Genomic DNA, 24,123 nt, shown 5'->3' on the forward strand with positions numbered 1-24,123 from the left:
CGCCCGCCTCTTTACAGCAAATGCAAATCTTTCGCATGATGTTGTAGTTTTGCGTGCCACGGCGCACGGTCCACCCCTTTGGTCCAACCACACGATGCAGGAAAACCAATAATGATTCGAATGCCTCTGGCCTCCGCCAGTCTGCTGGCCATTGCCATCGCCCTCGCCGGTTGCGGTGAAGGCAAGGACGAAAAAGCCGCCGCGCCGCAAGCCCAGGCACCTGCTGCAGCCACCACCGCTGTTGCGCCAGGGGCTGTCGACGAAGCAGCCGGCAAAGCCGTGGTCAAGCATTACACCGACATGGTCTACGCCGTGTACAGCGACTCGCTGAGCACTGCCAAGACGCTGCAGAGCGCAGTCGACGCGTTCCTGGCCAAGCCCAACGACGAAACCCTGAAAGCCGCCAAGGAAGCCTGGTTCGCCGCGCGCGTACCGTACCTGCAGAGCGAAACCTTCCGCTTTGGCAACACCATCATCGACGACTGGGAAGGTCAGGTGAACGCCTGGCCCCTGGACGAAGGCCTGATCGACTACGTCGACAAGAGCTACGAGCACGCCTTGGGCAACCCGGGGGCCAGCGCCAACATCATCGCCAACACCGAGATCCAGGTGGGCGAAGAGAAGGTCGACGTCAAGGACATCACCCCCGAAAAACTGGCTAGCCTGAACGAGCTGGCTGGCTCCGAGGCCAACGTTGCCACGGGCTATCACGCCATCGAATTCCTGCTCTGGGGCCAGGACCTGAACGGCACCGGCCCTGGCGCTGGCAACCGCCCGGCATCCGACTACCTGGAAGGCCAGGGCGCCACCGGCGGCCACAACGACCGCCGCCGCGCCTACCTCAAAGCGGTTACCGACCTGCTGGTCACCGACCTCGAAGAGATGGTCGGCAACTGGGCACCGAACGTCGCCGACAACTACCGCGCCAAGCTGGAAGCCGAGCCTGTCAACGACGGCCTGCGCAAGATGCTGTTCGGCATGGGCAGCCTGTCGCTGGGCGAACTGGCTGGCGAGCGCATGAAAGTTTCGCTGGAAGCCAACTCGCCAGAAGACGAGCAAGACTGCTTCAGCGACAACACTCACTATTCGCACTTCTACGACGCCAAGGGCATCCGCAACGTCTACCTGGGCGAGTACACCCGCCCGGACGGCACCAAGCTGACCGGCCCTAGCCTGTCGTCGCTGGTCGCCAAGGTTGACCCGGCCGCCGATGCAGCCCTCAAGGCCGATCTGGAAGCCACCGAGGCCAAGCTTCAGGTGATCGTCGACCACGCCCTCAAAGGCGAGCACTACGACCAGCTGATCGCCGCCGACAACGCTGCCGGCAACCAGATCGTGCGTGACGCCATCGCCGCCCTGGTCAAGCAGACCGGCTCGATCGAGCAGGCCGCGGGCAAGCTGGGCATTGCCAACCTGAACCCGGACACTGCGGATCACGAGTTCTGATCCTGCTGTAGCGCTTCATCGAAAACGCCCGGCCTTGTGCCGGGCGTTTTCGTTTGCTGCCGGGTAAAACGCTTCCCGCTGCCTGGCGTGCATGCAGATGCTCATCCTGTAGGCCTTCGATCAAAGCTAACAGGAGGCACAGTGCTGCAGATTCTTGATGTCTGGGGCGAAGGCCGAATCGTCCAGCGCATGAATGGGGAAGACCTCATCACCGGATTCAACGATGCGTACAACCTGAACAAGGCTGGCCAGCTCATCTCCAACGGGCCGTTCGCTGGCGGGCACATTCCCAACCTCATTGTCGTATACGAATACGATGCTCCGGACTTTCCCCTCGACGACCATGCAGTCCCTCACGTGACGCTGATGGGCGCTCCGATCACCCGGCATGTGGCCGAGGAAATGTGCCGGGTAGTTGCCCGCCCCGGCAAGATCTACCTGTACGACCCCAACGAAACTGACCGCCGTATGTTCGAGGCAGTCGCCATTGACCAAGGGATGCAGCTGCTCGGTCGCTTTCATCCCGCCGAGCTCGACCCCCCGTTCAACGAAATCACTTTGCTCGCGGCTTATGTCTATCGCGCCCCGACCAGCCCGTTGCCACGCCCGAAAACTGAACATTGAAAGGAAAACACTACATGGCCAATGTCACTTACTTGCGCTCCATCGCCAATAACACGCCTTATACCCTGACCCTGATCGACGGTGAAAACCGCAGCAACAGCCTGGCAGTCGGCGCCCAGCACGTCTGGAATGGCTCGCTGGCCATCCCGTGGATCGGCAGATCGACTGAGAACCACAAGGCCTTGCGCCTGATCCTCGGCCCGTCTGCCGACACCAGCATCTGGTTATTCCAGGATTACTGGCAACCTGCGCACATGGACGCGGTCAAGTGCATTACCGCCTCCTCCATGGAATACACCAGCGAAGAAGTCATCGAAGTCACCGGCGATAATCGCGGTGGCGGCAACAAGAACCTGATCGTCAACCTGGTCAACCGACACTTCATGCTCTATATGGCCTGACCAACCGCGCTCGCAGCGATTTCATCAAGCAAACGCAAATTGCTCTTATTCAATGATCCTGGGCCTGCTAAGCTGCACGCCGGTTTTTCGCTCACGCCCAGGATTCTCGATGTCCTTGTCGCTGTCCCGACTCCTTCCCTTGCTGCTGGCCTTGGCCTTGGCCGCCTGTGACGACGCCCCGCGTTTCACTCACGCCGAGCCCGGCGAAGCGTTGTCGGGTGGCCAGGCGACCGTGCAGCGCAGCGACCGCAATGCCTATTCCCTGCCCTCGGCCAACCTCTCGCCAGCGCTGCGCCTGGACTTCGCCGTTGGCAACAGCTTCTTTCGCAACCCCTGGGTGATCGCGCCGTCAACCACCACCGCGCGTGATGGTCTGGGCCCGCTGTTCAATACCAACGCCTGTCAGAACTGCCACGTGCGCGATGGCCGTGGCCACCCGCCAGAGCCGGGCGACAGCAACGCGGTGGGTATGCTGGTACGCCTGTCGATCCCCGACCAACCCTACCTGGCCAAAGTGATCGAGCGCCTCGGCGTGGTGCCAGAACCTGTCTACGGTACCCAGTTGCAGGACATGGCCATTCCCGGCGTGGCGCCCGAAGGCAAGGTGCGGGTGAGCTACACCCGCGAAACCGTGTTATTCAAGGACGGCCACCAGGTCGAGCTGCGCAAGCCAGCCCTGCAAATCACCCAGCTCGGCTATGGTGTGATGCACCCCGACACGCGCTTTTCTGCGCGGGTGGCACCACCAATGATCGGCCTGGGCCTGCTTGAAGCGATCCCCGAAGCCGACCTGCTGGCCAACGAAGACCCGGACGACCGTAACCGCGATGGCATCCGCGGGCGGGCCAACCGTGTGTGGGACGACGCCCAGGGCAAAACAGTGATCGGCCGCTTCGGCTGGAAAGCCGGGCAGCCCAACGTCAACCAGCAGAACGTGCACGCCTTTGCCGGCGACATGGGCCTGACCAGCACCCTGCTGCCCAACGACGATTGCACCCCGGCACAAACCGGCTGCCTGGCTGCGCCCAACGGCGATGGTGCCGATGGCGAGAAAGAAGTCAGCGACAACATACTGCGCCTGGTCACGTTCTACACCCGCAACCTGGCGGTGCCGGCCCGCCGCGACGTCGGCTCGCCACAGGTGCTGGCGGGCAAGAACCTGTTCTACCAGGCGGGTTGCCAAGGTTGCCACACACCGCAGTTCACCACCGCCGCCGACGCCACCGAACCCGCGTTGGCCAACCAGGTCATCCGCCCCTACAGCGACTTGCTGCTGCATGACATGGGCCCGGGGCTGGCCGACGAGCGCACCGAATTCGCCGCCAACGGCCAGGACTGGCGTACGCCGCCACTGTGGGGCATAGGCCTGAGCGAAACGGTCAGCGGCCATAGCCAGTTCCTGCATGACGGCCGCGCCCGCAACCTGCTTGAGGCCGTGCTGTGGCACGGTGGCGAAGCCGAGGCGGCACGCAATTTCGTACTCACTTTCGATGCCGAGCAGCGCGCTGCGTTGCTCGCGTTCCTGAACTCACTTTAAACGCGCAAAGGAGCCGGGCATGTTCCGACCCAAACTGTTGTTCACCAGCCTCGCCGCACTCGCCCTCGGTGCCTGCTCGCCACAAGACCCGCAAGCAGTGACCTCCGCCGCCATCGCCAACCAGGTGATCCTGCCTACCTACAGCCGCTGGGTCGAAGCCGACCGTACGCTGGCTGCCAGTGCCCTGGCCTATTGCGAAGGCAAGGAAAGCCTGGATAAAGCCCGCGCCGACTTCCTCAATGCACAAAAAGCCTGGGCCGAGCTGCAACCGCTACTGGTCGGCCCGCTGGCTGAAGGCAACCGCGCCTGGCAGGTCCAATTCTGGCCTGACAAGAAAAACCTGGTCGGCCGTCAGGTCGAGCAGCTGGTCAACGGCGACAAGCCGGTTGATGCTGAGGCTTTGGGCAAGTCCAGCGTAGTGGTACGTGGCTTGTCGGCCTATGAGTACATCCTGTTCGACAGCAAGCCGGACATCGCCACTGCCGAACAGAAAGCCCGCTACTGCCCGCTGCTGGTGGCCATCGGCGCACACCAGAAAGCCCTGGCAGAGGAGATTCTCAAAGGTTGGAACAGCACCGACGGCATGCTCTCGCAGTTGACCAAGTTCCCCAACCAGCGCTACGCCGACTCCCACGAGGCTATCGCCGATCTGCTGCGCGCCCAGGTGACCGCCCTGGACACCCTGAAGAAGAAGCTCGGCGCACCGATGGGCCGTCAGAGCAAGGGCATTCCGCAGCCGCTGCAGGCCGAGGCCTGGCGCAGCCACAACTCGATGAACAGCCTGCAGGCCAGCCTCAAGGCCGCCGAAGCTGTCTGGGTCGGGGTAGACAACAAGGGCCTGCGCGGCCTGTTGCCCAGCGATCAGAAAGCGCTGGTGGACAAGATCGACGCTGCCTACGCTACTTCGCTCAAGTTGCTTGCCGACAACCAGAAAACGCTCGGTGAGCTGCTGGCCGACGACGCCGGTCAGCAAACCCTCAACCAGATCTACGACAGCTTGAACGTCGTCCACCGCCTGCACGAAGGCGATCTTGCCAAGGCGCTGAACATCCAGCTGGGCTTCAATGCCAACGACGGTGACTGATCATGCTGCGACGCCAGGCACTCAAACTCGGTAGCGTATTGCTCAGTGCCCTCACCTTGGGCGGCTGGAGCCTGTTCCGCAACAAAGGCAGCGAACCCTTGCTGCTCTCGGCGCGTGACAACGGCAACGGCCAGCACTTTGCCGTAGGTTTTCGCCTGGACGGCACACAGGTGTTCAGCACCCAGGTCGCTCAGCGTTGCCATGCGATCATCCACCACCCCGAGCTGCCCATCGCCCTGTTCGTCGCCCGCCGCCCAGGCACCGAAAGCTACCTGATCGACCTGCGTGACGGGCGCCTGCTGCAAACAGTAACCTCGCAGCCGAACCGGCACTTCTATGGCCACGCCGTCGTGCACAAAGGCGGCGAATGGCTGTATGCCACCGAGAACGACACCACCGACCCCGGGCGCGGTGTGCTTGGCGTGTACCGTTTCGAAGGCGAACGCCTGGTGCACACCGGTGAGATCCCGACCCACGGTATCGGCCCGCACGAGGTTGCCTGGCTGCCTGACGGTGAAACGCTGGTCGTGGCCAACGGCGGTATCCGTACCGAAGCCGAAAGCCGTGTCGAGATGAACCTCGACGCCATGCAACCGAGCCTGGTGCTGATGCAGCGCGACGGCACCCTGCTGAGCAAGGAAACCCTGGCCCAGCAGATGAACAGCGTACGACACCTGGCAGTGGCCAGCGATGGCACCATCGCCGCCTGCCAGCAGTTCATGGGCGATGCCGATGAAACTGCCGAGCTGCTGGCGATCAAGCGCCCGGGCGAGCCATTCAAGGCCTTCCCGGTGCCAGAGCGGCAGCTGCAAGCCATGGCCCAATACACCGCAAGCGTTGCCATCCACAGCGAGCTGCGGCTGGTGGCGCTGACGGCACCGCGGGCCAACCGCCTGTTCGTCTGGGACCTGGACAGCGGCGCGGTGCGGCTGGATGCCCCGATGCCCGACTGCGCAGGCGTTGGCGCGGTGAAGGACGGCTTTGTCGTCACCTCCGGGCAGGGCCGCTGCCGGTTCTACGATTGCCGCAAGGCCGAACTGGTCGGGCAACCGATGAACCTGCCGTCCGGCTTCTGGGACAACCACCTGCATCTCGTCTGATTTTTCCGTTGCATTCACTGGCCTTCTCGCGGTTAAAGCCGATCCCACAGGGTTCTACACGGTCCCTGTAGGAGCGGCTTTAGCCGCGAAAAGGCCGGCACAGGCATTTCACGCCCCTCCTCCCGAAAAACAGTCAATACTTCCCCCATCCGCACGTGGGCAGGATCGCCCGTTGTCGTGTAGAAGCGAATAACAACTGCATCCAAGGAACCGGACCTATGCTGCGCCGCCGCATGCTCATCATGTTGGCCGTGGTTCTGCTGATCGTGCTGGCCCTGGGGGGTTACAAAGCCTTCTCGATCTACCAGCAGATCCAGATGTTCACTGCCCCCAAGCCCCCCATCACCGTGGCGGCTGCCATGGCCGAACAGCGCCCGTGGCAAGAACGCCTGCCCGCTGTCGGCAGCCTCAAGGCGCTGCAGGGTGTGGATCTGAGCCTGGAGGTGGAAGGCATCGTCAAATCCCTGCACTTCGACTCAGGCCAGCGGGTCAAGGCCGGGCAACTGCTCTTGCAGCTCAACGACGATCAGGAAACAGCCCTGCTCGGTACCGCCCTGGCTGACCTGGGCCTGGCCAAGGTCGACTTCGGCCGTGGCAGCCAGCTGGTGGGCGATTCGGCCATCTCCCGCGGCGAGTTCGACCGCCTTTCCTCCCAGTACCGGCGCAACCAGGCAGTGGTCGAGCAGCTTAAGGCGCAGAAGATCAAGAAACGCATCAATGCGCCTTTCAGCGGCACCATCGGCATCCGCCAGGTGGACATCGGCCAGTACCTGGCCGCCGGGGCTGTGATCGCCACCCTGCAAGACACGTCCAGCCTGTACGTAGACTTCAACGTGCCGGAACAGGCGCTGCCACACCTGAGCCTGGGCCAGCAGGTGCTGGTGCAAGTGGCCGCCTACCCGGGTCAGCGCTTCCCCGGCAGCCTCAGCGCCATCAACCCCAAGGTCGAGGAAACCACGCGCAACCTGCTGGTACGCGCCACCATGGCCAACCCCGACGGCAAACTGCTGCCAGGCATGTTCGCCAGCCTGTTGATCCTGCTGCCCAACCCGCAGCCGCAAGTGGTGGTGCCGGAAAGCGCCATTACCTACACCCTGTATGGCAACTCGGTGTATGTCGCCTCACCGAAAAAGGACAAGGACGGCAAACCGGAATACAACGACAAGGGCCAACCCCAGCTGGTCGCCGAACAGCGCACGGTAAAGACTGGCGAGCGCCGAGACGGCGTGGTTGTAGTCAGCGAAGGCCTGCAGGCCGGGGAACAGGTGGTCACCGCCGGGCAGCTGAAACTCACACCCGGTGCCGCAATACGCATTGGCCAGGACAACGCCCTCAAGCCCGAACCGGGCGCAGCGGCCAAGGACTGACAGGAGGCTGGCATGGCGTTCACCGACCCGTTCATCCGCCGCCCGGTGCTGGCCAGCGTGGTCAGCCTGCTGATTCTGCTGCTCGGCTTCCAGGCCTGGAACAAGCTGCAGATCCGCCAGTACCCGCAAATGGAAAACGCCCTGATCACGGTCACCACCGCCTACCCCGGGGCCAACGCCGAAACCATCCAGGGCTATATCACCCAGCCATTGCAGCAAAGCCTGGCCAGCGCCGAAGGCATCGACTACATGACCTCGGTGAGCCGGCAGAACTTCTCGATCATTTCCATTTACGCGCGCGTTGGCGCCGACAGCGACCGGCTGTTCACCGAACTGCTGGCCAAGGCCAATGAGGTGCGTAACAAGCTACCCCAGGACTCCGAAGACCCGGTACTGAGCAAGGAAGCTGCCGACGCCTCGGCGCTGATGTACGTCAGCTTCTACAGCAAGGAAATGAGCAACCCGCAGATCACCGACTATCTGTCACGGGTTATCCAGCCCAAGCTGGCCACTTTGCCGGGCATGGCCGAGGCGGAGATCCTCGGCAATCAAGTGTTCGCCATGCGCCTTTGGCTGGACCCGGTGAAGCTGGCCGGTTTCGGCCTTTCGGCTACCGACGTGACCAATGCCGTACGCCGCTACAACTTCCTTTCCGCCGCTGGCGAGGTGAAAGGCGAATACGTGGTCACCAGCGTCAACGCCAGCACCGAACTGAAGTCGGCCGAGGCGTTCGCCGCCCTGCCGCTCAAGACCAGCGGTGACAGCCGCGTGCTGCTGGGCGATGTGGCGCGGGTCGAGATGGGCGCAGAAAACTACGACACGGTCAGCTCGTTCGACGGCACCCCGTCGGTCTATATCGGCATCAAGGCCACCCCGGCCGCCAACCCGCTGGATGTCATCAAGGAAGTGCGGCGCATCATGCCTGAGCTGGAAAGCCAGCTGCCCTCGGCATTGAAAGTGTCGATTGCCTACGACGCCACGCGGTTCATCCAGGCCTCGATCGACGAAGTGATCAAGACCTTGGGCGAAGCGGTGTTGATCGTCATCGTCGTGGTGTTCCTGTTCCTTGGCGCCCTGCGCTCGGTACTGATTCCGGTGGTGACCATACCGCTGTCGATGATCGGTGTACTGTTCTTCATGCAGATGATGGGCTACTCGCTCAACCTGCTGACCCTGCTCGCCATGGTGCTGGCGATCGGCCTGGTGGTGGACGATGCCATTGTGGTGGTGGAAAACATTCACCGGCACATGGAAGAAGGCAAGTCGCCGTTCGACGCAGCCCTGGAAGGCGCGCGCGAAATTGCCATGCCAGTGGTGTCCATGACCATCACCCTTGCCGCCGTGTATGCACCGATCGGCTTCCTCACCGGGCTCACCGGCGCGCTGTTCAAGGAGTTTGCCCTGACGCTGGCCGGGGCGGTGGTCATTTCCGGTATCGTTGCCCTGACCCTGTCACCGATGATGTGCGCCCTGCTGCTGCGCCGGGAGCAGAACCCGAGCGGCCTGGCTCATCGCCTCGACCAACTGTTCGAACGCCTGAAAGGGCGCTACCAGCGCGTGCTGCACGCCACCCTCGACAGCCGGCCGGTGGTGCTGGTGTTTGCCGTGATCATCCTGTGCCTGATCCCGGTGCTGCTCAAATTCACCCAGAACGAACTGGCGCCCAACGAGGACCAGGGGGTGATCTTCATGATGAGCAGCTCGCCTCAACCGGCCAACCTCGACTACCTCAACGCCTACACCGACCAGTTCACACCGCTGTTCAAGGCCTTCCCCGAGTATTACTCGTCGTTTCAGATCAACGGCTTCAATGGCGTGCAGACCGGTATTGGTGGTTTTTTGCTCAAGCCCTGGAACGAGCGCGAACGCACACAGATGGAGCTACTGCCGCTGGTGCAGGCCAAACTCGAGGAAATCAGCGGGCTGCAGATCTTCGGCTTCAACCTGCCTTCGTTACCCGGCACTGGCGAGGGCTTGCCATTCCAGTTCGTGATCAATACCGCTGGCGACTACCCGGCTCTGCTGGACGTGGCCCAGCGCATCAAGACGCGCGCTCAGGAATCGGGCAAGTTCGCCTTCCTTGATATCGATCTTGCCTTCGACAAGCCCGAAGTGGTGGTGGACATCGACCGGGCAAAGGCGGCGCAGATGGGGGTGTCGATGGACACCCTCGGCGGCACCCTGGCGACCCTGCTGGGCGAGGCGGAAATCAACCGTTTCACCCTTGAAGGCCGCAGTTACAAGGTGATCGCCCAGGTTGAACGGCCTTACCGCGACAACCCCGGCTGGCTGAACAACTACTACGTAAAGAACGACCAGGGCCAGTTGCTGCCACTGTCGACCCTGATCACCCTCACCGACCGCGCTCGCCCACGCCAGCTCAACCAGTTCCAGCAACTGAACGCTGCGATCATCCAGGGCGTCCCCATGGTCAGCCTGGGCGAGGCGCTCAAGACCGTGCAGGACATCGCTCGCGAAGAGGCCCCGGAGGGCTTTGCCTTCGACTACGCCGGCGTGGCCCGCCAGTATGTACAGGAAGGCAGCGCATTGTGGGTCACCTTCGGCCTGGCACTGGCGATCATTTTCCTCGTGCTGGCTGCACAGTTTGAAAGCTTCCGCGACCCGTTGGTGATTCTGGTGACCGTGCCGTTGTCGATCTGTGGCGCGCTTTTGCCGCTGTTCCTGGGTGTGTCGAGCATGAACATCTACACCCAGGTCGGGCTGGTGACATTGATCGGGCTTATCAGCAAGCACGGAATCCTGATCGTCGAGTTCGCCAATCAGCTACGCGATGAGCGTGGCCTGAGTGTGCGCGAAGCGATCGAGGAAGCAGCGGCCATTCGCCTGCGGCCGGTGCTGATGACCACTGCGGCTATGGTGTTCGGCATGGTGCCGCTGATTCTGGCAACCGGGGCGGGAGCGGTCAGCCGGTTTGACATCGGTATGGTAATTGCCACCGGGATGTCGATTGGCACGCTGTTTACCTTGTTTGTGTTGCCGTGCATCTACACCCTGCTGGCACACAAGGCGAGCGCCAAGGCACCTGCAATCGCTTGAACCGACCTGTGGGGGCGGGCTTGCCCGCGAAGAGGCCGGCAACGCAGACGCAAAAAGCCAAAGGCCCCGCAATCGCGAGGCCTCTGGCTTTTCCAGCTAACGCAGGGTTCATCCCAGTGGCCGCAACCCTTGACGCAAGCCAAACAGGAACAGCAAAAGGTCCTGGTCCGGCTCGCTTCGGGCCTGCTGCTGCGGTTTTGCATCCCGCGGCAACGCGCACTGGTCTGCCATCTCAGCCTTGCTGAACACCGTTGGCCTCGGCTCTTCCCAGGCAGCCACCGCCACGGTGGTCACCGCCAGGCCAGCTACCAGGAACAAAGCTCGAGCAATTTCTAGTTTCATTACTCTAACCCTTTGACAGCGCTGCCAAACGCCATCTTGTAAAAGTAGAGCAGTGTCTGCCATTCCGCGTCATTGAGCGACGAATGGCGGCGTAGCTGACGCAGGTCATTGCCGGCCGCACGCTGGCAGCTGATACGCCGCCTGCACTTTTCCAGGTCCAGCAGCGCCACTTCGACGCGGGCCTGCTCGCCCTCGCCGATTACCTTGATAAATACGTGCTTGCCATACAGGCAGCCGTGCTGCCAGTGCCCCAGGTGCATCCGCGCCAGGTTGTCCGCCAGGTCCTTGAGCATGCGCTCATGCACCACCTGCGGGTAACGCTCGCGGGCACCTTCGGCATGCCAGGTGTCGAGTTCGACAAAACCGTCCAGCGCTTCGCTGACCAGCAGCGCGCGCCACTGGTGCTCGGCATCACGCTGTGCGCCACAGAAGACGATGCGCGGTACACGCACGCCCAACTGCTCGAAACTGTTCAGCGCATCGAGTTCACGCAACACGGTCGGCCGACCAAAAGGGTGCAACAGGCTGCGGTAGATATGCCCGACCTGGCGTTTGGCATACAACAGCTTGCCATCGGCATCGTTAAGGCGTTGCACGCCACTCTCGCCGCCGCGGCGCTGGTTAGGCTCCTCGACCCACTCGCCTTGCTGGCGCCAGTAAAAATCGAACTGCGCTTCCCCTTTATGGGCTACAGCCATCAAACACTACCCCTTACGCAATACATAGACCCGCCACATGGCATAGAACGGCAGGAAGTCCAGGCGTTCCTGGATTCTGAAGCCGGCGGCCCTGAATTCTTCTTCGACCGTTTCGGCAGGTAACACGAAACGGTTCTGGTAATTATCCTGTTCGGCCTTGGCGCTACGGCGCTGCTCCAGCTTTTTCCGGCGCCAGGCCTTGAAGTTGCCATCCACCCACAGTGACAGGATCACGCTATCACGGCTAACCCGTTGAAATTCCGAAAGAATGGTCTTTCTGTGCGCTGCCTCGCCAATGTGATGGAACAGGCGCATGCAGAAAATGCTGTCCACGGCGTTATCTGGCAGGTCGATGGCAAATGCCGAAGTCTGCAAAGGCCGTACCCGTGCCACCACTTCTGGCGGTTGCGCCGCACAGGCGGTCTCGATCATGGCCTCGGAGTTGTCGGCACCGATGATTACCCGATTGGGCTTTTCCGCCAACAGCGGCCAGAAACGGCCCGCTCCGCATGGCAGGTCCAGTACCAAACCAGGCTCGCCCGCCAATGCCAGGGCGCGGCGCGCCAACTGCTCATCTCGCTTGTGGGAAAGGCGTCGCGCCAGGCCGTCCTGGTGCTTGAGAAAGTACTCGCGCGCATGGTCTTTGTCGTACTTCTCGGAAAATTCAAGCTTGATGGGGCTACGCATTGGACATCTCCTGACTCCATTGCGCCCACATTAGGTATGCAAGCGTTGGAATCAGGTCATGCCAATGTGAAAAAAACGTTGAACACCATTTGACCTGATACAAGACATTACTCGGCCAGGGCGTCCGGGTCGCCTTTGGCCACGGTGTTGCTCAGGTCCACCTGGAAGCGGCAGCCATGCGGCAAGGTGGATGTCAGGGTGACACGCCAACCCTGGTCGTCACAGATCCGCTGCACCAGCGAAAGCCCTAGCCCCAGGCCCTCGCCACGCCGTTCATCGCCGCGCACGAACGGCCTGAACATGGCCTCACGCTGCTCTTCGGGGATACCCACGCCGCTGTCCTCTACGCTGAAACCGTTGGCTTCCAGGCTCAGGCGGATATACCCACTGTCGGTGTAGTGCGCCGCATTGCGCAGCAGGTTGCCCATCACCGACTGCAGGAAGGTGGCGTTGTACAGCACAGAGCTAGCGCTCACGCGGCCATCGAAATACAGGGTGAGGCCTTTCTGTTCGATGGTGTCGCGCCACACCCCGATGAGCTCGTCGGCCACTTCGCGCAGGGTCGCCCGTGACGCCACTGCCCCCTCATCACGCTGCGCGCGGGCCAACATAAGGAAGGTCTTGACCAGCTCGCGCATTTCTTCGGTGGCCCGCGCCACGCGCTCCACCTGGCTACGCGCACGGGCATCGAGGCCGGGGTTTTCCATCAGAAGCTCACACGAGGTCGCCAACACCATCAAAGGCGTGCGCAGCTCGTGGCTGACGTCGCTGGTGAACAGCCGCTCGCGGGTCAGCGCATCACGCAGGCGGCCCAGGGTGTCGTCGAAAGCCACTGCAAGCTGGCCGACTTCGTCCGCCGCATAATCGGGAGCCAGCGGCGGGGCCAGGCCCAGTAGTTGATCGCGGTGGCGCACCTGACGCGCCAGGCGGATGACCGGTGCCATTACCCGACGTGCAACCAGCCAGCCAAGGATGACCGCCAACACCAGGCTGAGCACGAAGCCCACCACAACCACGGCAAACAGTACGCGCTCGCGCTCCTCGAAGTCGCTCTGGTCCTGCAGCAGTACATAACGGCGACCATCGACGATCTCAACCATGGCGTGGTAGGACAGCTGGTCTCGGAACACTTCGTGGAAACCGCGGTCGAGGTGCCGCAGGTCCTTGGGCAGCTCGAAGTCGTCACGCCCGCCGCTGAAATAGAACAGCTGGTCTGGACGAGGCCGATGACTCCAGTCACTGACGCTGTCCATACGCAGCAGGCGCTGCAGGTCACCGCCCAGTACCGAGGAAATCAGTCGCTCTTCGACCAGGTGCACCGTGCCAACGATACCGAATGCGAAGGCCCCGGCCACCAGCGCACTCATCAGGGCAAAGGCGATGATGATGCGCTGGGCAAGGCTTTGCTTAAACTCCATCGCGGCCCTCGGCGAGGCGATAGCCGACGCCATGGACGGTATGCAGCAACGGTTTTTCAAACGGTTTGTCGATCACCTGGCGCAACTGATGCACATGGCTGCGCAGGCTGTCGCTATCGGGGCAGTCATCGCCCCACAAGGCTTCTTCCAGCACCTCGCGGCGCAGTACGTGCGGGCTTTTCTGCATCAGTACCGCCAGCAGCTTGAGGCCGACCGGGTTAAGCTTCAGCAGGCGCCCCTGGCGGGTTACCTCGAGGGTATCGAGGTCGTAGCTCAGGTCAGCCACCTGCAGGGTGCGCCGCCCACCGCCCTGGGCACGGCGCAGCACCGCTTCGATGCGCGCCGCCAGCTCCGACAGGGCAAATGGCTTGAGCAGGTAGTCGTCAGCCCCAGAGCGGAAGCCCTGCAGGCGGTCGTCCAGCTGGTCACGGGCAGTGAGCATGATCACCGGCGTGTCACGGCGGGCATCTTCGCGCAAGCGCTTGCACAGGGTGTAGCCATCGATGCCTGGCAGCATGATGTCGAGTACGATCAGGTCGTAGTGTTCGGTGGCGGCCAAATGCAGCCCGGACAGGCCATCCTGGGCACAGTCGACGGTGTAGCCTTTCATGCCCAGGTAATCGGCCAGGTTGGCCAGGATATCGCGGTTGTCTTCAACCAAAAGAATGCGCATCGGTTTCTCCTGTGCGGCGCTTCTCGCTGTGGTGCGCGGCAGGCGCAGCTTAAGGCCTATGCCTGCACGGTGCCAGCCCTGGGGAAAATTCACCGCACTTGACGGTTTTTTCACTGATCCTTCACGGACACAGGATAGCGGGCGCCCGACAATACCCGATCTTTTTCGCGCCCTGGAGCCGTCATGCAGCAACGCACCTCCCCTCGCCCGATCAACTATTGGCTGTACCTGGGGATTCCCCTGGCGACTGCGCTGGCCTTGATCCTGCTGGAGCTGACTTCAGTCGACATGGATGTCGCCAACCTGTTCTTCGACCCCGCTGCCGGGCAGTTCATTGGCCGCCACAGTTACCTGCTGGAAAACATCCTGCATGACCGGGTCAAGCAAGTGGTGATCCTGTTGGGGGTGATATCGCTGCTGACCTTTGCCGCGAGCTTTTTCTGGAAGCGCCTGTTTGGCTGGCGCCGTGAACTGGGCTGCCTGGCGCTGGCACTGGGCTTGTCCACGGCGTTTGTCACGCCGCTGAAAAAAGTCACCCAGGTGCAGTGCCCTTGGAGCCTGACCCAGTTTGGCGGCACCGAAACCTACAGCAAGCTGCTGGAACCACGGCCGCCTACCGACAAGCCTGGGCTGTGCTGGCCGGGCGGGCATGCAGCGACCGGTTTCTGCCTGTTCGCCTTGTTTTTCATGCTGCGTGATCGCAAGCCGCGCCTGGCGCGGGTGGCATTTGCAGTGGCCTTGATAGCAGGGTCGGTACTGTCGGTGGGCAGGATGATGCAGGGGGCGCACTTCCTGTCGCACAATGTGTGGACGGCAGTGTTCTGCTGGTTGATCGGATTGGGGTCGTATTACCTGGTTCTCTATCGGCGGGGGCAGGCCGAGGTGCCCGTCGCCGAGCGCAGCGCCGCATGAAAGAGGGGCCGCTTTGCGGCCCTTCGCACGTCAAGGCGACCCTCAGGCATGCTCGACGAACACATCAGCAAACACCTGCCCCCGCGGTACCCCTGCCATGAACATCCGCCGGGCAAACCGCTCGACACTCGCCGGTGCCCCACACAGCAGCGCCACCGTCTGGCGCGACAACAGCCGCATCCCGGCCAACGCTTCATCCACATGCTCCACCAGCACCAACTCGACACTCACCCCGGGCAGCTCCAGCAGCTTCTCCGCCAGATAGTGCCCAGCCGGATCCCGCGCCACATGCACCACCCGGATTTCGCCCCGATGCCCCCGGCGCAACGCTTCGCGCAAGATACCCCAGAGCGGCGCCAGCCCGGTTCCCGCAGCCAGCAACCACAGCGGCCGCTCCTGCCAATCAGGGTCGTAATGAAGGGCTCCGCCTCTGAACTCCCCCAAACGCATCTGATCGCCGACCTGCAGACCACGCGCCTTGTCGCAAAAGGCACCAGGCCGCTGGCAATCGATATGAAACTCGAGAAAATCGTCCTCACCCGGCAGACTGGCCAAGGAATAAGGCCGAGCAACCGCGCCTAGCCACAGCACCACGTGCTGCCCCGCCTGGTAACGCACCACCCGATCGGGGCGCAACCGCAGGCGCAATACATCGCCAAACCAGTCCAACGCACAGACCTGTGCCGGTACACCACCCAGCAAGGGGTCGTATAGCGCCACACGCAGGTCCTCGACCACCCGGCACTGGCAAGCCAGGCGCCAGCCCTGGGCGTGCTTCTCCAACGCCAATGCCTCGGGCAAAGCGTCTGCCGGTTGCCCGTCCAGGCAGTGCACCAGGCAGGCGTGGCAACTGCCGGCGCGGCAACTGTAAGGCACATTAAGCCCCGCCTCGTTGAGGGCATCGAGCAGGTTGCTGCCAATGGGCACAGTCCAACGGCGCAAGCCCACACAGATTATGGGCATGATTACAGTTTCTCCAAAACCAGGAACCTGACGGCGGGTTTCATGGCGAATGTACCACAGCGACGGCAGAATTATTTTTTTACAATCAACGAATTGAGTGTCAACTGACAAATTTGACAGTTTAACCTTGATGGCTAACACATCACGCTGGGATCTCCTCAAGCGTGGAGGTACCCATCATGAAATTCACACCTATAAAATCAGAACTATTAGACCCTGACTATGGCGAACAAGGCATTGCTTATCCAGACCTGAACTTGGTGTCAATAAACGCCTCAACAGTCTCAGCCAAAGATGATAAATGGCGCCTGTGCGTAGGTCAGACCCGTATTGGCGATGCGTTGGGTTATGCGCTCATGCGCATAGACCACAACGGGAAATTGGATACTACGTTTGGCAAAGGCGGCTTGGCTACCGGAACCTTCAAAGAGGGCTTCAACTCTTCATCCGCAGGCATTCATCTGCACGGCGAGCACATCATCATCACGGGCACCTGCCGCGACCCATCGACCAACTTGGAGTTGCCGGCGCTGGCTCGTTTCACTGCGAACGGGCAGTTGGACACCCGATTCGGCAGCCATGGACACAAGGTCATCGAACTGCCCCCGGCACCTCCGAAGTCCTCAACAAATCCGACAACGAATCCGGCAGCGGCACCGCCCCTCACCAGCATATCCAGCACAGACGGAGTTTTTGTTACCTACCAGTACCCCTGGTCACACAGCGTGCTGATGAAGTTTAACTTCGACGGAGATTACGACACCAGCTTCAATAAGGTTGGATATAAATTCCTGACCCCTCCTCAATCTTCCGAAAGCTCCGGAAGAGTCTGCTTGATCACAGGCAGAAAAATCTATGTCTGCGGCATCACTACAATCAAGGACGACAGTGGCCCCTACATAGTCTGCTTGAAAGACACCGGTTTGGAAGATGGAGAGTTTGGTGCGAATGGATATTTACTATCGGAGCTCGCGAGCGGGTTGTATTTCCATGATCTGGATACGCTGAATGATGAAGGCAGCATCGTTTGCATCGCCTCCGTGGGCCTGCAAAAAGGCTACCTGACGGCCTTTACGCGCAGCGGCTCGAAAATCCCCGGCTTCGGCGGCACCACCGAATTTGGTGGCGAGGGCGGGCAGTGGACAAGCGGATACGTCAACCGTTCCCTGGAGAAAATTATCACCTCCGGTTCCACGTTAGGCGGTGAAGAAGCTGATGTCGTCGTCGGGCGCTTCAACCTTGACGGAACTCCTGACACAGCATTTGGTGAAAACCGCGGCTGGGGACGCATTGCATTGGGTGACAGCATGGATATTGCCGTGAGATCCAGCGCCGAGGTGACTGGCAAAACCATCATCTGCGGAACCGATTTCGAGTCCGGTCGTGCCCGCGTGGGCTTTTTACTCCGTTGCAACACGGACAGTTGACCCCATCACCTCTGCTACGTTGTAGTGATCAAAGGCCGAGTTCACCTTAACCCGTGCACGAGCTCGGCCTGTACCCTCCATATTCTTCAGTCGGCTCACCCCCTATCACCACTCAGCCTCTTGGATACCTGTCGCCTGCGACGTCACGCTTGGCAGAAAAACCATGCCTGCCCGTTACCGACCATGGTCCAGACCGGCCGCAGGTGTGCCGGGCACGGATGCGCGCTATACTGCCGCGCCTTTTTCCGTCGGCCTGACCTGCCGGCGCCTTGCAAGGCGCTTCGACGTGCTGGTCGGCTATGTCGAGCGTCTTTTTGAATGTTCCCGTCTTTAAGAGGAGCGCGCTGCATGACCGTGATCAAGCAAGACGACCTGATTCAGAGCGTCGCCGACGCCCTGCAATTCATCTCGTACTACCACCCCGTCGATTTCATCCAGGCCATGCACGAGGCCTATCTGCGTGAGGAATCGCCTGCTGCACGCGATTCCATCGCCCAGATCCTGATCAACTCGCGCATGTGCGCCACCGGCCATCGTCCAATCTGCCAGGACACCGGTATCGTCACCGTGTTCATCCGCGTGGGCATGGACGTGCGCTGGGACGGCGCCACCATGAGCGTCGACGACATGATCAACGAAGGTGTGCGTCGCGCCTACAACCTGCCTGAAAACGTCCTGCGCGCTTCGATCCTGGCCGACCCGGCCGGTGCCCGCAAGAACACCAAGGACAACACCCCGGCAGTGATCCACTACTCCATCGTCCCCGGCGACAAGGTGGAAGTCGATGTCGCAGCCAAGGGCGGCGGCTCGGAAAACAAGTCGAAGATGGCCATGCTCAACCCGTCCGACTCGATCGTCGACTGGGTACTGAAGACCGTGCCGACCATGGGTGCTGGCTGGTGCCCGCCTGGCATGCTCGGCATCGGCATCGGCGGTACCGCCGAGAAGGCCGCGGTCATGGCCAAGGAAGTGTTGATGGAGTCCATCGACATTCACGAACTGAAAGCCCGTGGCCCACAGAACCGCCTGGAAGAAATCCGCCTGGAGCTGTTCGACAAGGTCAACCAGCTGGGCATCGGCGCCCAGGGTCTGGGTGGCCTGACCACCGTGCTCGACGTCAAGATCATGGATTACCCGACCCACGCGGCGTCCTTGCCGGTGTGCATGATCCCCAACTGCGCCGCTACCCGCCACGCCCACTTCGTGCTTGATGGCACCGGCCCGGCAGAACTGGAAGCGCCGTCGCTGGACGCCTACCCGGAAATCGTCTGGGAAGCCGGCCCAAGCGCCCGTCGCGTCAACCTCGACGACATTACTCCGGAAGAAGTGGCCAGCTGGAAGCCGGGCGAAACCATCCTGCTCAACGGCAAGATGCTGACCGGCCGCGATGCCGCGCACAAGCGCATGGTTGAAATGCTCAACCGTGGTGAAGAGCTGCCGGTAGACCTGAAAGGCCGCTTCATCTACTACGTCGGCCCGGTCGACCCGGTGGGTGATGAAGTGGTAGGCCCAGCCGGCCCGACCACTGCTACCCGTATGGACAAGTTCACCCGCCAGATCCTTGAGCAGACTGGCCTGCTGGGCATGATCGGCAAGTCCGAGCGTGGCCCGACCGCCATCGAGGCGATCAAGGACAACAAGGCCGTGTACCTGATGGCTGTTGGTGGCGCTGCCTACCTGGTCGCCCAGGCCATCCGCAAGTCGAAGGTACTGGCCTTCGCCGAGCTGGGCATGGAAGCGATCTACGAGTTCGAGGTCAAGGACATGCCGGTGACCGTCGCTGTGGACAGCAACGGCGAGTCGGTACACATCACTGGCCCTGCCCTGTGGCAGAGCAAGATTGCCGAAAGCCTGGCCGTCGAAGTGAAGTAACCTGATGTAACTGCGGCGGCGGCTTCGCGGGCAGGCCCGCTCCCACACGTACAGCGCAAGCCAGAAGGCTACGCGTTACCTGTGGGGGCGGCCTTGCCCGCGAAGAGGCCGCCACTGTCATCACAGGACTCTTTCGAACTGCTCCGGCCAGTCCCGCCAGGTAAACACCTGCCCTTCCCGCCTCACCCGCCGCACTTCCTGCAGATCTACCTCGCAAACCAGCCAATGGCTGCAGTCCGGGTTCAACTGCTCGCTCAACGCCACCACCCCATCCCCCGGCATCCCGTGATCCGGCGGCACGAACAAGCCTGCCCGGCCGATATTCTCGTCCAATGCCGGCGACCAGGGCGCCACCCCCACCGTAGGGCTCTGCAACACGGCAATCTGGTTCTCCAGGGCGCGCGCCTGGGCGCCAATACGCACCCGATGGTAACCGGCCTCGGTATCGGTACAACTCGGCGCCAGGATCAGGTCGGCACCACACTCGGCCAAGCGGCGGGCCAGCATCGGGAACTCGTTGTCGTAGCAGATCAGAATGCCCAAGCGCCCCAGTTCGGTTTCGAACACCTGCAGCCCCTGGCCTGCAGCGATGTCCCACTGCTCGCGCTCGAAGCGGGTCATCATCAGTTTGTCCTGATAACCCAGCACACCTTGGGGGCCGAACAGCCAGGCACGGTTGCGGTAGCACCCATCGTTGTCCAGCACCGGCACACTGCCCGGTTGCAAGTAGATCCCCCAGCGTCGGGCAAGGCTCTCGCACAACGCTTTCCAGGGTTCGATCAGCGGCTGGATGCCGGCAATCGATGCCTTCAGGTCTTCCCGCTGCCCGGCATTCAGCTGGCCGCTCAGCACCAGCCCGGCGTACTCCGGCAGTAGCAGCAAGCGTGCCCCCGCCTCCACCGCTTCGGCGCACAGGCCTTGCAGGTGGTCGGCGTAGGCGTCCCAGGTTTCGTGCAGCTCGATAGCGTACTGGCAGGCTGCCAGGCGGATCATATCGGCAGTGCCTTGAGCCAGAACGACATCAGCTTGTCGGAGCTTTCCTGCTCGTCCAGGTCGCGCCAGGCGTAGGTGGTACGCAGCGATGGGTCGTGCAGGAAGCCGCGGTTGCGCCAGAAGCCATGCAGGGGTTTGTACTCGGCTGGCCGTCGCGGGTGCGCACCAGGTCGCTCGACCGCGCAGAACGCGCAGTAATCGAACTCGGCCAGTTTGTGTGCGTAGGACTCGCGCTCGATGAAGAAGCGAACCCCCAGGCCCTGACCGCGGTATGCCGGCAACACCAGCGACTCCCCGAAGTAGTACACACTGGCCGGGTCGCGCCCCTGGGCCAGGAATGGCTGCTGAAATTCGGGCGCGACATCCACCAACGGCAGGCCGGTAGAGGCGCCGACCACCTTGCCGTCGTCCAGCGCCAGCACAACCAGGCTGCGCCCGGAGCGGGCATAGTTGGCCAGGTAGTCGGCCTCGTACTCCGGGGTGCCGTCGTACAGGTAGGGGAACTCGCGGAACACAGTAAGGCGCAGGCGAGCGAGGTCATCGATGTAAGGCGCGATAGCGGCACCGTGCAACAGGCGTATTTCCATGTTTGGCGGTCGTTTTGTCGATGTGGATGACGCGCTCGGCTAAGCCGGGCTTGAGGGGAAACCCTATCATCCGAGGTAACGACCCGCCTTTTCCCTACACGACAGGAAATGTTCCATGACCGCAACCGAACTGGTAAATGCTTACTACGCCGCCTTCAACGCGGGTGACATGCCGGGCTTTCTGGCGCTGCTCAGCGAAGACGTGATCCACGACATCAACCAGGGCGAGCGTCAGATGGGCAAGGCCAGGTTCGCCGCGTTCATGGACAAGATGAACCGCTGCTACCGCGAGCGCCTGGCCGACATCGTGGTGATGCAGAACGCCGATGGCAGCCGCGCGGCGGCGGAGTTCACCGTGCATGGCCAATACCTGGCCGATGACGAAGGGCTGCCGACGGCAAACGGCCAAACCTATGTGCTGCCGGCGGGGGCGTTCTTCTATATTCACTGTGGCAAGATTGCCCGGGTGACCAACTACTACAACCTCAATGACTGGGTTGAGCAGGTTGCCTGAAGCAACCCGCTGCCAATTCAATCAAGCCTGTCAGACAATGCGCGTGCCCAGCACTTGAAGGAACGCCGCCAGCCAGGCCGGGTGCGCGGGCCATGCCGGTGCGGTCACCAGGTTGCCATCCACATGCGCCTGGTCCACCGCGATGTCGATGAACGTGCCACCCGCCAGGCGCACTTCTGGCGCACATGCCGGGTACGCGCTGCACTCACGCCCCTCCAGCACCCCTGCCGCTGCCAGCAGCTGGGCCCCATGGCACACCGCCGCAATCGGCTTGCCGGCCTGGTCGAACGCCCGCACCAGGTCCAACACCTTTTCATTCAGGCGCAGGTACTCCGGCGCGCGGCCACCTGGGATCAGCAGCGCGTCATAACTCTCGGGCCGCACCCGCACGAAATCATAATTCAGGGCAAAATTGTGCCCTGGCTTTTCGCTGTAGGTCTGTTCACCCTCAAAGTCATGAATCGCGGTACGCACGGTCTGCCCCGCCAGCTTTTCCGGGCACACCGCATGCACCGTGTGGCCCACCATGCTCAAGGCCTGGAACGGCACCATCGCTTCGTAATCTTCGACGTAGTCGCCCACCAGCATGAGAATTTTCTTCGCCGTCATCTCGCCCACTCCTTCGGTTAACTGTGAATAGTCACTGCACGATAGCCGCTGTCAGTCACGGCGGTCGAGGAAGTTGACCACCAACCGATCAAGCCAGCCCCAGATCCGTTGCTTCACCCTGCGCCACAAAGGGCGCGCATGCCAGTGGGCGAGGTCGACTTCTTCGCTCTGGGCGAAGTCGCGCTCGAAGCTGGCCACCACCGCCGCTGTCAACGGCGGGTCCAGCGCTTCGATGTTGGCTTCAAGGTTGAAGCGCAAGTTCCAGTGGTCGAAGTTGCAAGAACCGACGCTGACCCAGTCGTCTACCACAGCCATCTTCAGGTGCAGGAAGCACGGCTGGTACTCGAAAATCCGCACGCCCGCACGTAACAGACGCGGGTAGTAACGATGCCCGGCGTAGCGTACCGAGGGGTGATCGGTGCGCGGACCGGTCAACAACAGACGCACGTCCAGGCCCTTGCTGGCGGCCCGACGCAATGAACGGCGCACGCTCCAGGTCGGCAGGAAGTACGGCGTGGCCAGCCACACCCGTTTCTTGCCGCTGTTCAGCGCCCGTACCAGCGCGTGCAGGATGTCCTGGTGCTGGCGGGCGTCGGCATAAGCGACCCGGCCCATGCCCTGACCCTGCGCAGGCACCTTGGGCAGACGCGGCAGGCCAAAGCCTTCAGCAGGGCGCCAGGCGGTGCGGCGGTTGTTGGCTTGCCACTGACGGTCAAACAGCAACTGCCAGTCGCTCACCACCGGCCCCTGCATCTGCACCATCACTTCGTGCCATTCGCTGGTCGCCTCACCGGGCGTCCAGAACTCGTCGGTAACGCCCGTCCCCCCCACCACGGCCCAACGTTCGTCAACCAGCAGCAATTTGCGATGATCACGGTAGAGATTACGCAGGCCACGCTTCCAGCGCAGGCGGTTATACCAGCGCAAGTACACGCCAGCGTCCAGCAGGCGCTGACGCAACGCGCTGTTGAAGGCCAATGAACCGTAGTCATCGAACAGGCACCGCACCCGTACGCCACGCCGGGCAGCCTGCTCCAGCGCGTCGACCACTGCATCGGCACAGGCCCCGGCCTCGACCAGGTACAGCTCCAGGTCAACCTGGAACTCGGCACGCATGATCGCCTGGAGCATGCGCGGAAAAAACACAGGGCCGTCGATGAGCAGTTCGAACTGATTGCCATCACGCCAGGGGAAGACCGGCCCCGCCATGTCAGCGCGCAGTGAAGATCAGCACCGCGCTAACCGGTACCGACGGGTTGATGGACTTCAACCGGGCGAACTTGCGCAGGCTTTCCAGCCCCGGCAGCAAGCCAAAATCTTCGGCGCGCAGCACCAGAGGCTCAAGGGTCACCACCTGGAAGCGCCGCGCATCCAGGCGGGTAGCCAGCAACAGAACACTGTAACTGTGCGACTGGCCATGCAGGGTGACCGTCAGCGGCAGGCGCAATTCGATCTGTGCACCGTCGGCCAGGTCATTGATCGGCTGCAGGTCAATCTGCGCCTTCACGGTGGCCTCGGCGAAGCGCTCGACCTCGAACAGGTTGTCGCGCATTTGCTCGTCACGCAGCGGAATACCACTGCTCACCGAGTCCATCTCGATCCTCAACCCGGCCATACCCTTGCGATCGACCGTGCCATGCAACACCAGAAAGCGATGCACTTCGGCGGTGTCGCCGTTCTTGCCGGTGATGAATGACAGCCGTGAGGATTCGCCATCCAGGTGCCAATTGGCATGAGCGGGCAGGCACAAAGCCAGCAATAAGGCAGGCAGCAGACGGGGCAACTTGAACATGACAGATCTCGTGAAACCAG

General features: G+C 62.1%; 23 protein-coding genes. 12 read left to right on the forward strand and 11 right to left on the reverse strand.

From position 1 onward, the window contains the following. Positions 1 to 111: 111 nt before the first annotated feature. The 8 genes from V6093_RS13070 (at position 112) to V6093_RS13105 (ending at position 10,616) form a co-directional block, all read left to right on the forward strand. Entirely contained in the window at positions 112 to 1,446 is a 1,335-nt protein-coding gene (locus V6093_RS13070; RefSeq protein WP_003255194.1) for an imelysin family protein, read from the forward strand. 141 nt (positions 1,447 to 1,587) lie between these two features. After that, positions 1,588 to 2,070 (forward strand): hypothetical protein, encoded by a 483-nt coding sequence (locus V6093_RS13075; RefSeq protein ID WP_003255196.1) that lies wholly within the window; start codon positions 1,588 to 1,590, stop codon positions 2,068 to 2,070. A 14-nt stretch (positions 2,071 to 2,084) separates the two neighbouring features. After that, complete coding sequence (locus V6093_RS13080; protein ID WP_014860097.1) at positions 2,085 to 2,471, forward strand: hypothetical protein; 387 nt, start codon at positions 2,085 to 2,087, stop codon at positions 2,469 to 2,471. Between the two features lie 109 nt (positions 2,472 to 2,580). Further along, entirely contained in the window at positions 2,581 to 4,008 is a 1,428-nt protein-coding gene (locus V6093_RS13085; RefSeq protein ID WP_406669812.1) for a di-heme oxidoredictase family protein, read from the forward strand. A 19-nt stretch (positions 4,009 to 4,027) separates the two neighbouring features. Beyond that, complete coding sequence (locus V6093_RS13090; protein WP_004574445.1) at positions 4,028 to 5,092, forward strand: imelysin family protein; 1,065 nt, start codon at positions 4,028 to 4,030, stop codon at positions 5,090 to 5,092. A gap of 2 nt (positions 5,093 to 5,094) precedes the next feature. After that, positions 5,095 to 6,192, forward strand: a complete 1,098-nt coding sequence (locus tag V6093_RS13095) for a DUF1513 domain-containing protein (protein ID WP_047603324.1) — start codon at positions 5,095 to 5,097, stop codon at positions 6,190 to 6,192. A 218-nt stretch (positions 6,193 to 6,410) separates the two neighbouring features. After that, on the forward strand, positions 6,411 to 7,559 hold the full coding sequence (locus V6093_RS13100) for an efflux RND transporter periplasmic adaptor subunit (RefSeq protein WP_265978155.1): 1,149 nt from the start codon (positions 6,411 to 6,413) through the stop codon (positions 7,557 to 7,559). A gap of 12 nt (positions 7,560 to 7,571) precedes the next feature. After that, a complete protein-coding gene (locus V6093_RS13105; protein ID WP_265978153.1) occupies positions 7,572 to 10,616 on the forward strand; it encodes a multidrug efflux RND transporter permease subunit in 3,045 nt (1,014 codons plus the stop codon). Positions 10,617 to 10,724: 108 nt separating this feature from the next. Here V6093_RS13105 and V6093_RS13110 read toward each other — a convergent pair whose 3' ends face one another. From V6093_RS13110 to colR, 5 genes are all read right to left on the reverse strand, one after another. Beyond that, complete coding sequence (locus tag V6093_RS13110) at positions 10,725 to 10,958, reverse strand: hypothetical protein (protein ID WP_019750538.1); 234 nt, start codon at positions 10,956 to 10,958, stop codon at positions 10,725 to 10,727. Continuing rightward, the gene (locus V6093_RS13115) at positions 10,958 to 11,656 is read right to left on the reverse strand and encodes a lipopolysaccharide kinase InaA family protein (protein WP_004574440.1); all 699 of its coding nucleotides are present in this window, start codon (positions 11,654 to 11,656) and stop codon (positions 10,958 to 10,960) included. The genes V6093_RS13110 and V6093_RS13115 overlap by 1 nt, the downstream gene beginning before the upstream one ends. A gap of 6 nt (positions 11,657 to 11,662) precedes the next feature. Continuing rightward, complete coding sequence (locus V6093_RS13120) at positions 11,663 to 12,343, reverse strand: class I SAM-dependent methyltransferase (RefSeq protein WP_003255211.1); 681 nt, start codon at positions 12,341 to 12,343, stop codon at positions 11,663 to 11,665. A gap of 107 nt (positions 12,344 to 12,450) precedes the next feature. After that, on the reverse strand, positions 12,451 to 13,761 hold the full coding sequence (locus V6093_RS13125) for a HAMP domain-containing sensor histidine kinase (RefSeq protein WP_108078513.1): 1,311 nt from the start codon (positions 13,759 to 13,761) through the stop codon (positions 12,451 to 12,453). Next, positions 13,751 to 14,434 (reverse strand): two-component system response regulator ColR, encoded by a 684-nt coding sequence (gene colR, locus V6093_RS13130; protein ID WP_003255215.1) that lies wholly within the window; start codon positions 14,432 to 14,434, stop codon positions 13,751 to 13,753. Before colR ends, V6093_RS13125 begins: the two co-directional genes overlap by 11 nt. Positions 14,435 to 14,617: 183 nt before the next feature. Here colR and V6093_RS13135 point away from each other — a divergent pair, with 183 nt between their 5' ends. Next, entirely contained in the window at positions 14,618 to 15,346 is a 729-nt protein-coding gene (locus V6093_RS13135; RefSeq protein WP_047603318.1) for a phosphatase PAP2 family protein, read from the forward strand. Positions 15,347 to 15,388: 42 nt separating this feature from the next. Here V6093_RS13135 and V6093_RS13140 read toward each other — a convergent pair whose 3' ends face one another. Next, positions 15,389 to 16,309 carry an iron-sulfur-binding ferredoxin reductase gene (locus V6093_RS13140; RefSeq protein ID WP_047603316.1) on the reverse strand — a complete coding sequence of 307 codons (921 nt, stop codon included), beginning with the start codon at positions 16,307 to 16,309 and terminating at the stop codon, positions 15,389 to 15,391. A gap of 179 nt (positions 16,310 to 16,488) precedes the next feature. Here V6093_RS13140 and V6093_RS13145 point away from each other — a divergent pair, with 179 nt between their 5' ends. Both V6093_RS13145 and V6093_RS13150 read left to right on the forward strand, forming a co-directional pair. Beyond that, the gene (locus tag V6093_RS13145; RefSeq protein ID WP_047603314.1) at positions 16,489 to 17,736 is read left to right on the forward strand and encodes a hypothetical protein; all 1,248 of its coding nucleotides are present in this window, start codon (positions 16,489 to 16,491) and stop codon (positions 17,734 to 17,736) included. A 348-nt stretch (positions 17,737 to 18,084) separates the two neighbouring features. Next, a complete protein-coding gene (locus V6093_RS13150; protein ID WP_003255232.1) occupies positions 18,085 to 19,608 on the forward strand; it encodes a fumarate hydratase in 1,524 nt (507 codons plus the stop codon). Between the two features lie 120 nt (positions 19,609 to 19,728). On the opposite strand, the gene V6093_RS13155 is transcribed toward V6093_RS13150, so the two are convergent. Together V6093_RS13155 and V6093_RS13160 are read right to left on the reverse strand one after the other, a co-directional pair. Beyond that, positions 19,729 to 20,601, reverse strand: a complete 873-nt coding sequence (locus V6093_RS13155; RefSeq protein WP_265978149.1) for a carbon-nitrogen hydrolase family protein — start codon at positions 20,599 to 20,601, stop codon at positions 19,729 to 19,731. Next, positions 20,598 to 21,188: a GNAT family N-acetyltransferase gene (locus V6093_RS13160; protein ID WP_003255235.1), complete on the reverse strand. Its 591-nt coding sequence runs from the start codon at positions 21,186 to 21,188 to the stop codon at positions 20,598 to 20,600. The genes V6093_RS13155 and V6093_RS13160 overlap by 4 nt, the downstream gene beginning before the upstream one ends. 115 nt (positions 21,189 to 21,303) lie before the next feature. Here V6093_RS13160 and V6093_RS13165 point away from each other — a divergent pair, with 115 nt between their 5' ends. Beyond that, positions 21,304 to 21,702: a nuclear transport factor 2 family protein gene (locus tag V6093_RS13165; RefSeq protein WP_003255237.1), complete on the forward strand. Its 399-nt coding sequence runs from the start codon at positions 21,304 to 21,306 to the stop codon at positions 21,700 to 21,702. Positions 21,703 to 21,732: 30 nt separating this feature from the next. Here V6093_RS13165 and V6093_RS13170 read toward each other — a convergent pair whose 3' ends face one another. From V6093_RS13170 to V6093_RS13180, 3 genes are read right to left on the reverse strand one after another with little or no spacing between them, the layout of a single operon-like run. Then, positions 21,733 to 22,311: a DJ-1/PfpI family protein gene (locus V6093_RS13170; RefSeq protein ID WP_003255238.1), complete on the reverse strand. Its 579-nt coding sequence runs from the start codon at positions 22,309 to 22,311 to the stop codon at positions 21,733 to 21,735. 51 nt (positions 22,312 to 22,362) lie between these two features. Beyond that, positions 22,363 to 23,520 (reverse strand): phosphatidylserine/phosphatidylglycerophosphate/cardiolipin synthase family protein, encoded by a 1,158-nt coding sequence (locus V6093_RS13175; protein ID WP_003255240.1) that lies wholly within the window; start codon positions 23,518 to 23,520, stop codon positions 22,363 to 22,365. Between the two features lies 1 nt (position 23,521). Beyond that, positions 23,522 to 24,103 (reverse strand): YceI family protein, encoded by a 582-nt coding sequence (locus V6093_RS13180; protein WP_004574419.1) that lies wholly within the window; start codon positions 24,101 to 24,103, stop codon positions 23,522 to 23,524. Between the last annotated feature and the right edge of the window lie 20 nt (positions 24,104 to 24,123).

It is taken from the genome of Pseudomonas putida group bacterium ESBL64 (genome assembly GCF_045277175.1).
GTDB classification, from domain to species: domain Bacteria; phylum Pseudomonadota; class Gammaproteobacteria; order Pseudomonadales; family Pseudomonadaceae; genus Aquipseudomonas; species Aquipseudomonas alloputida.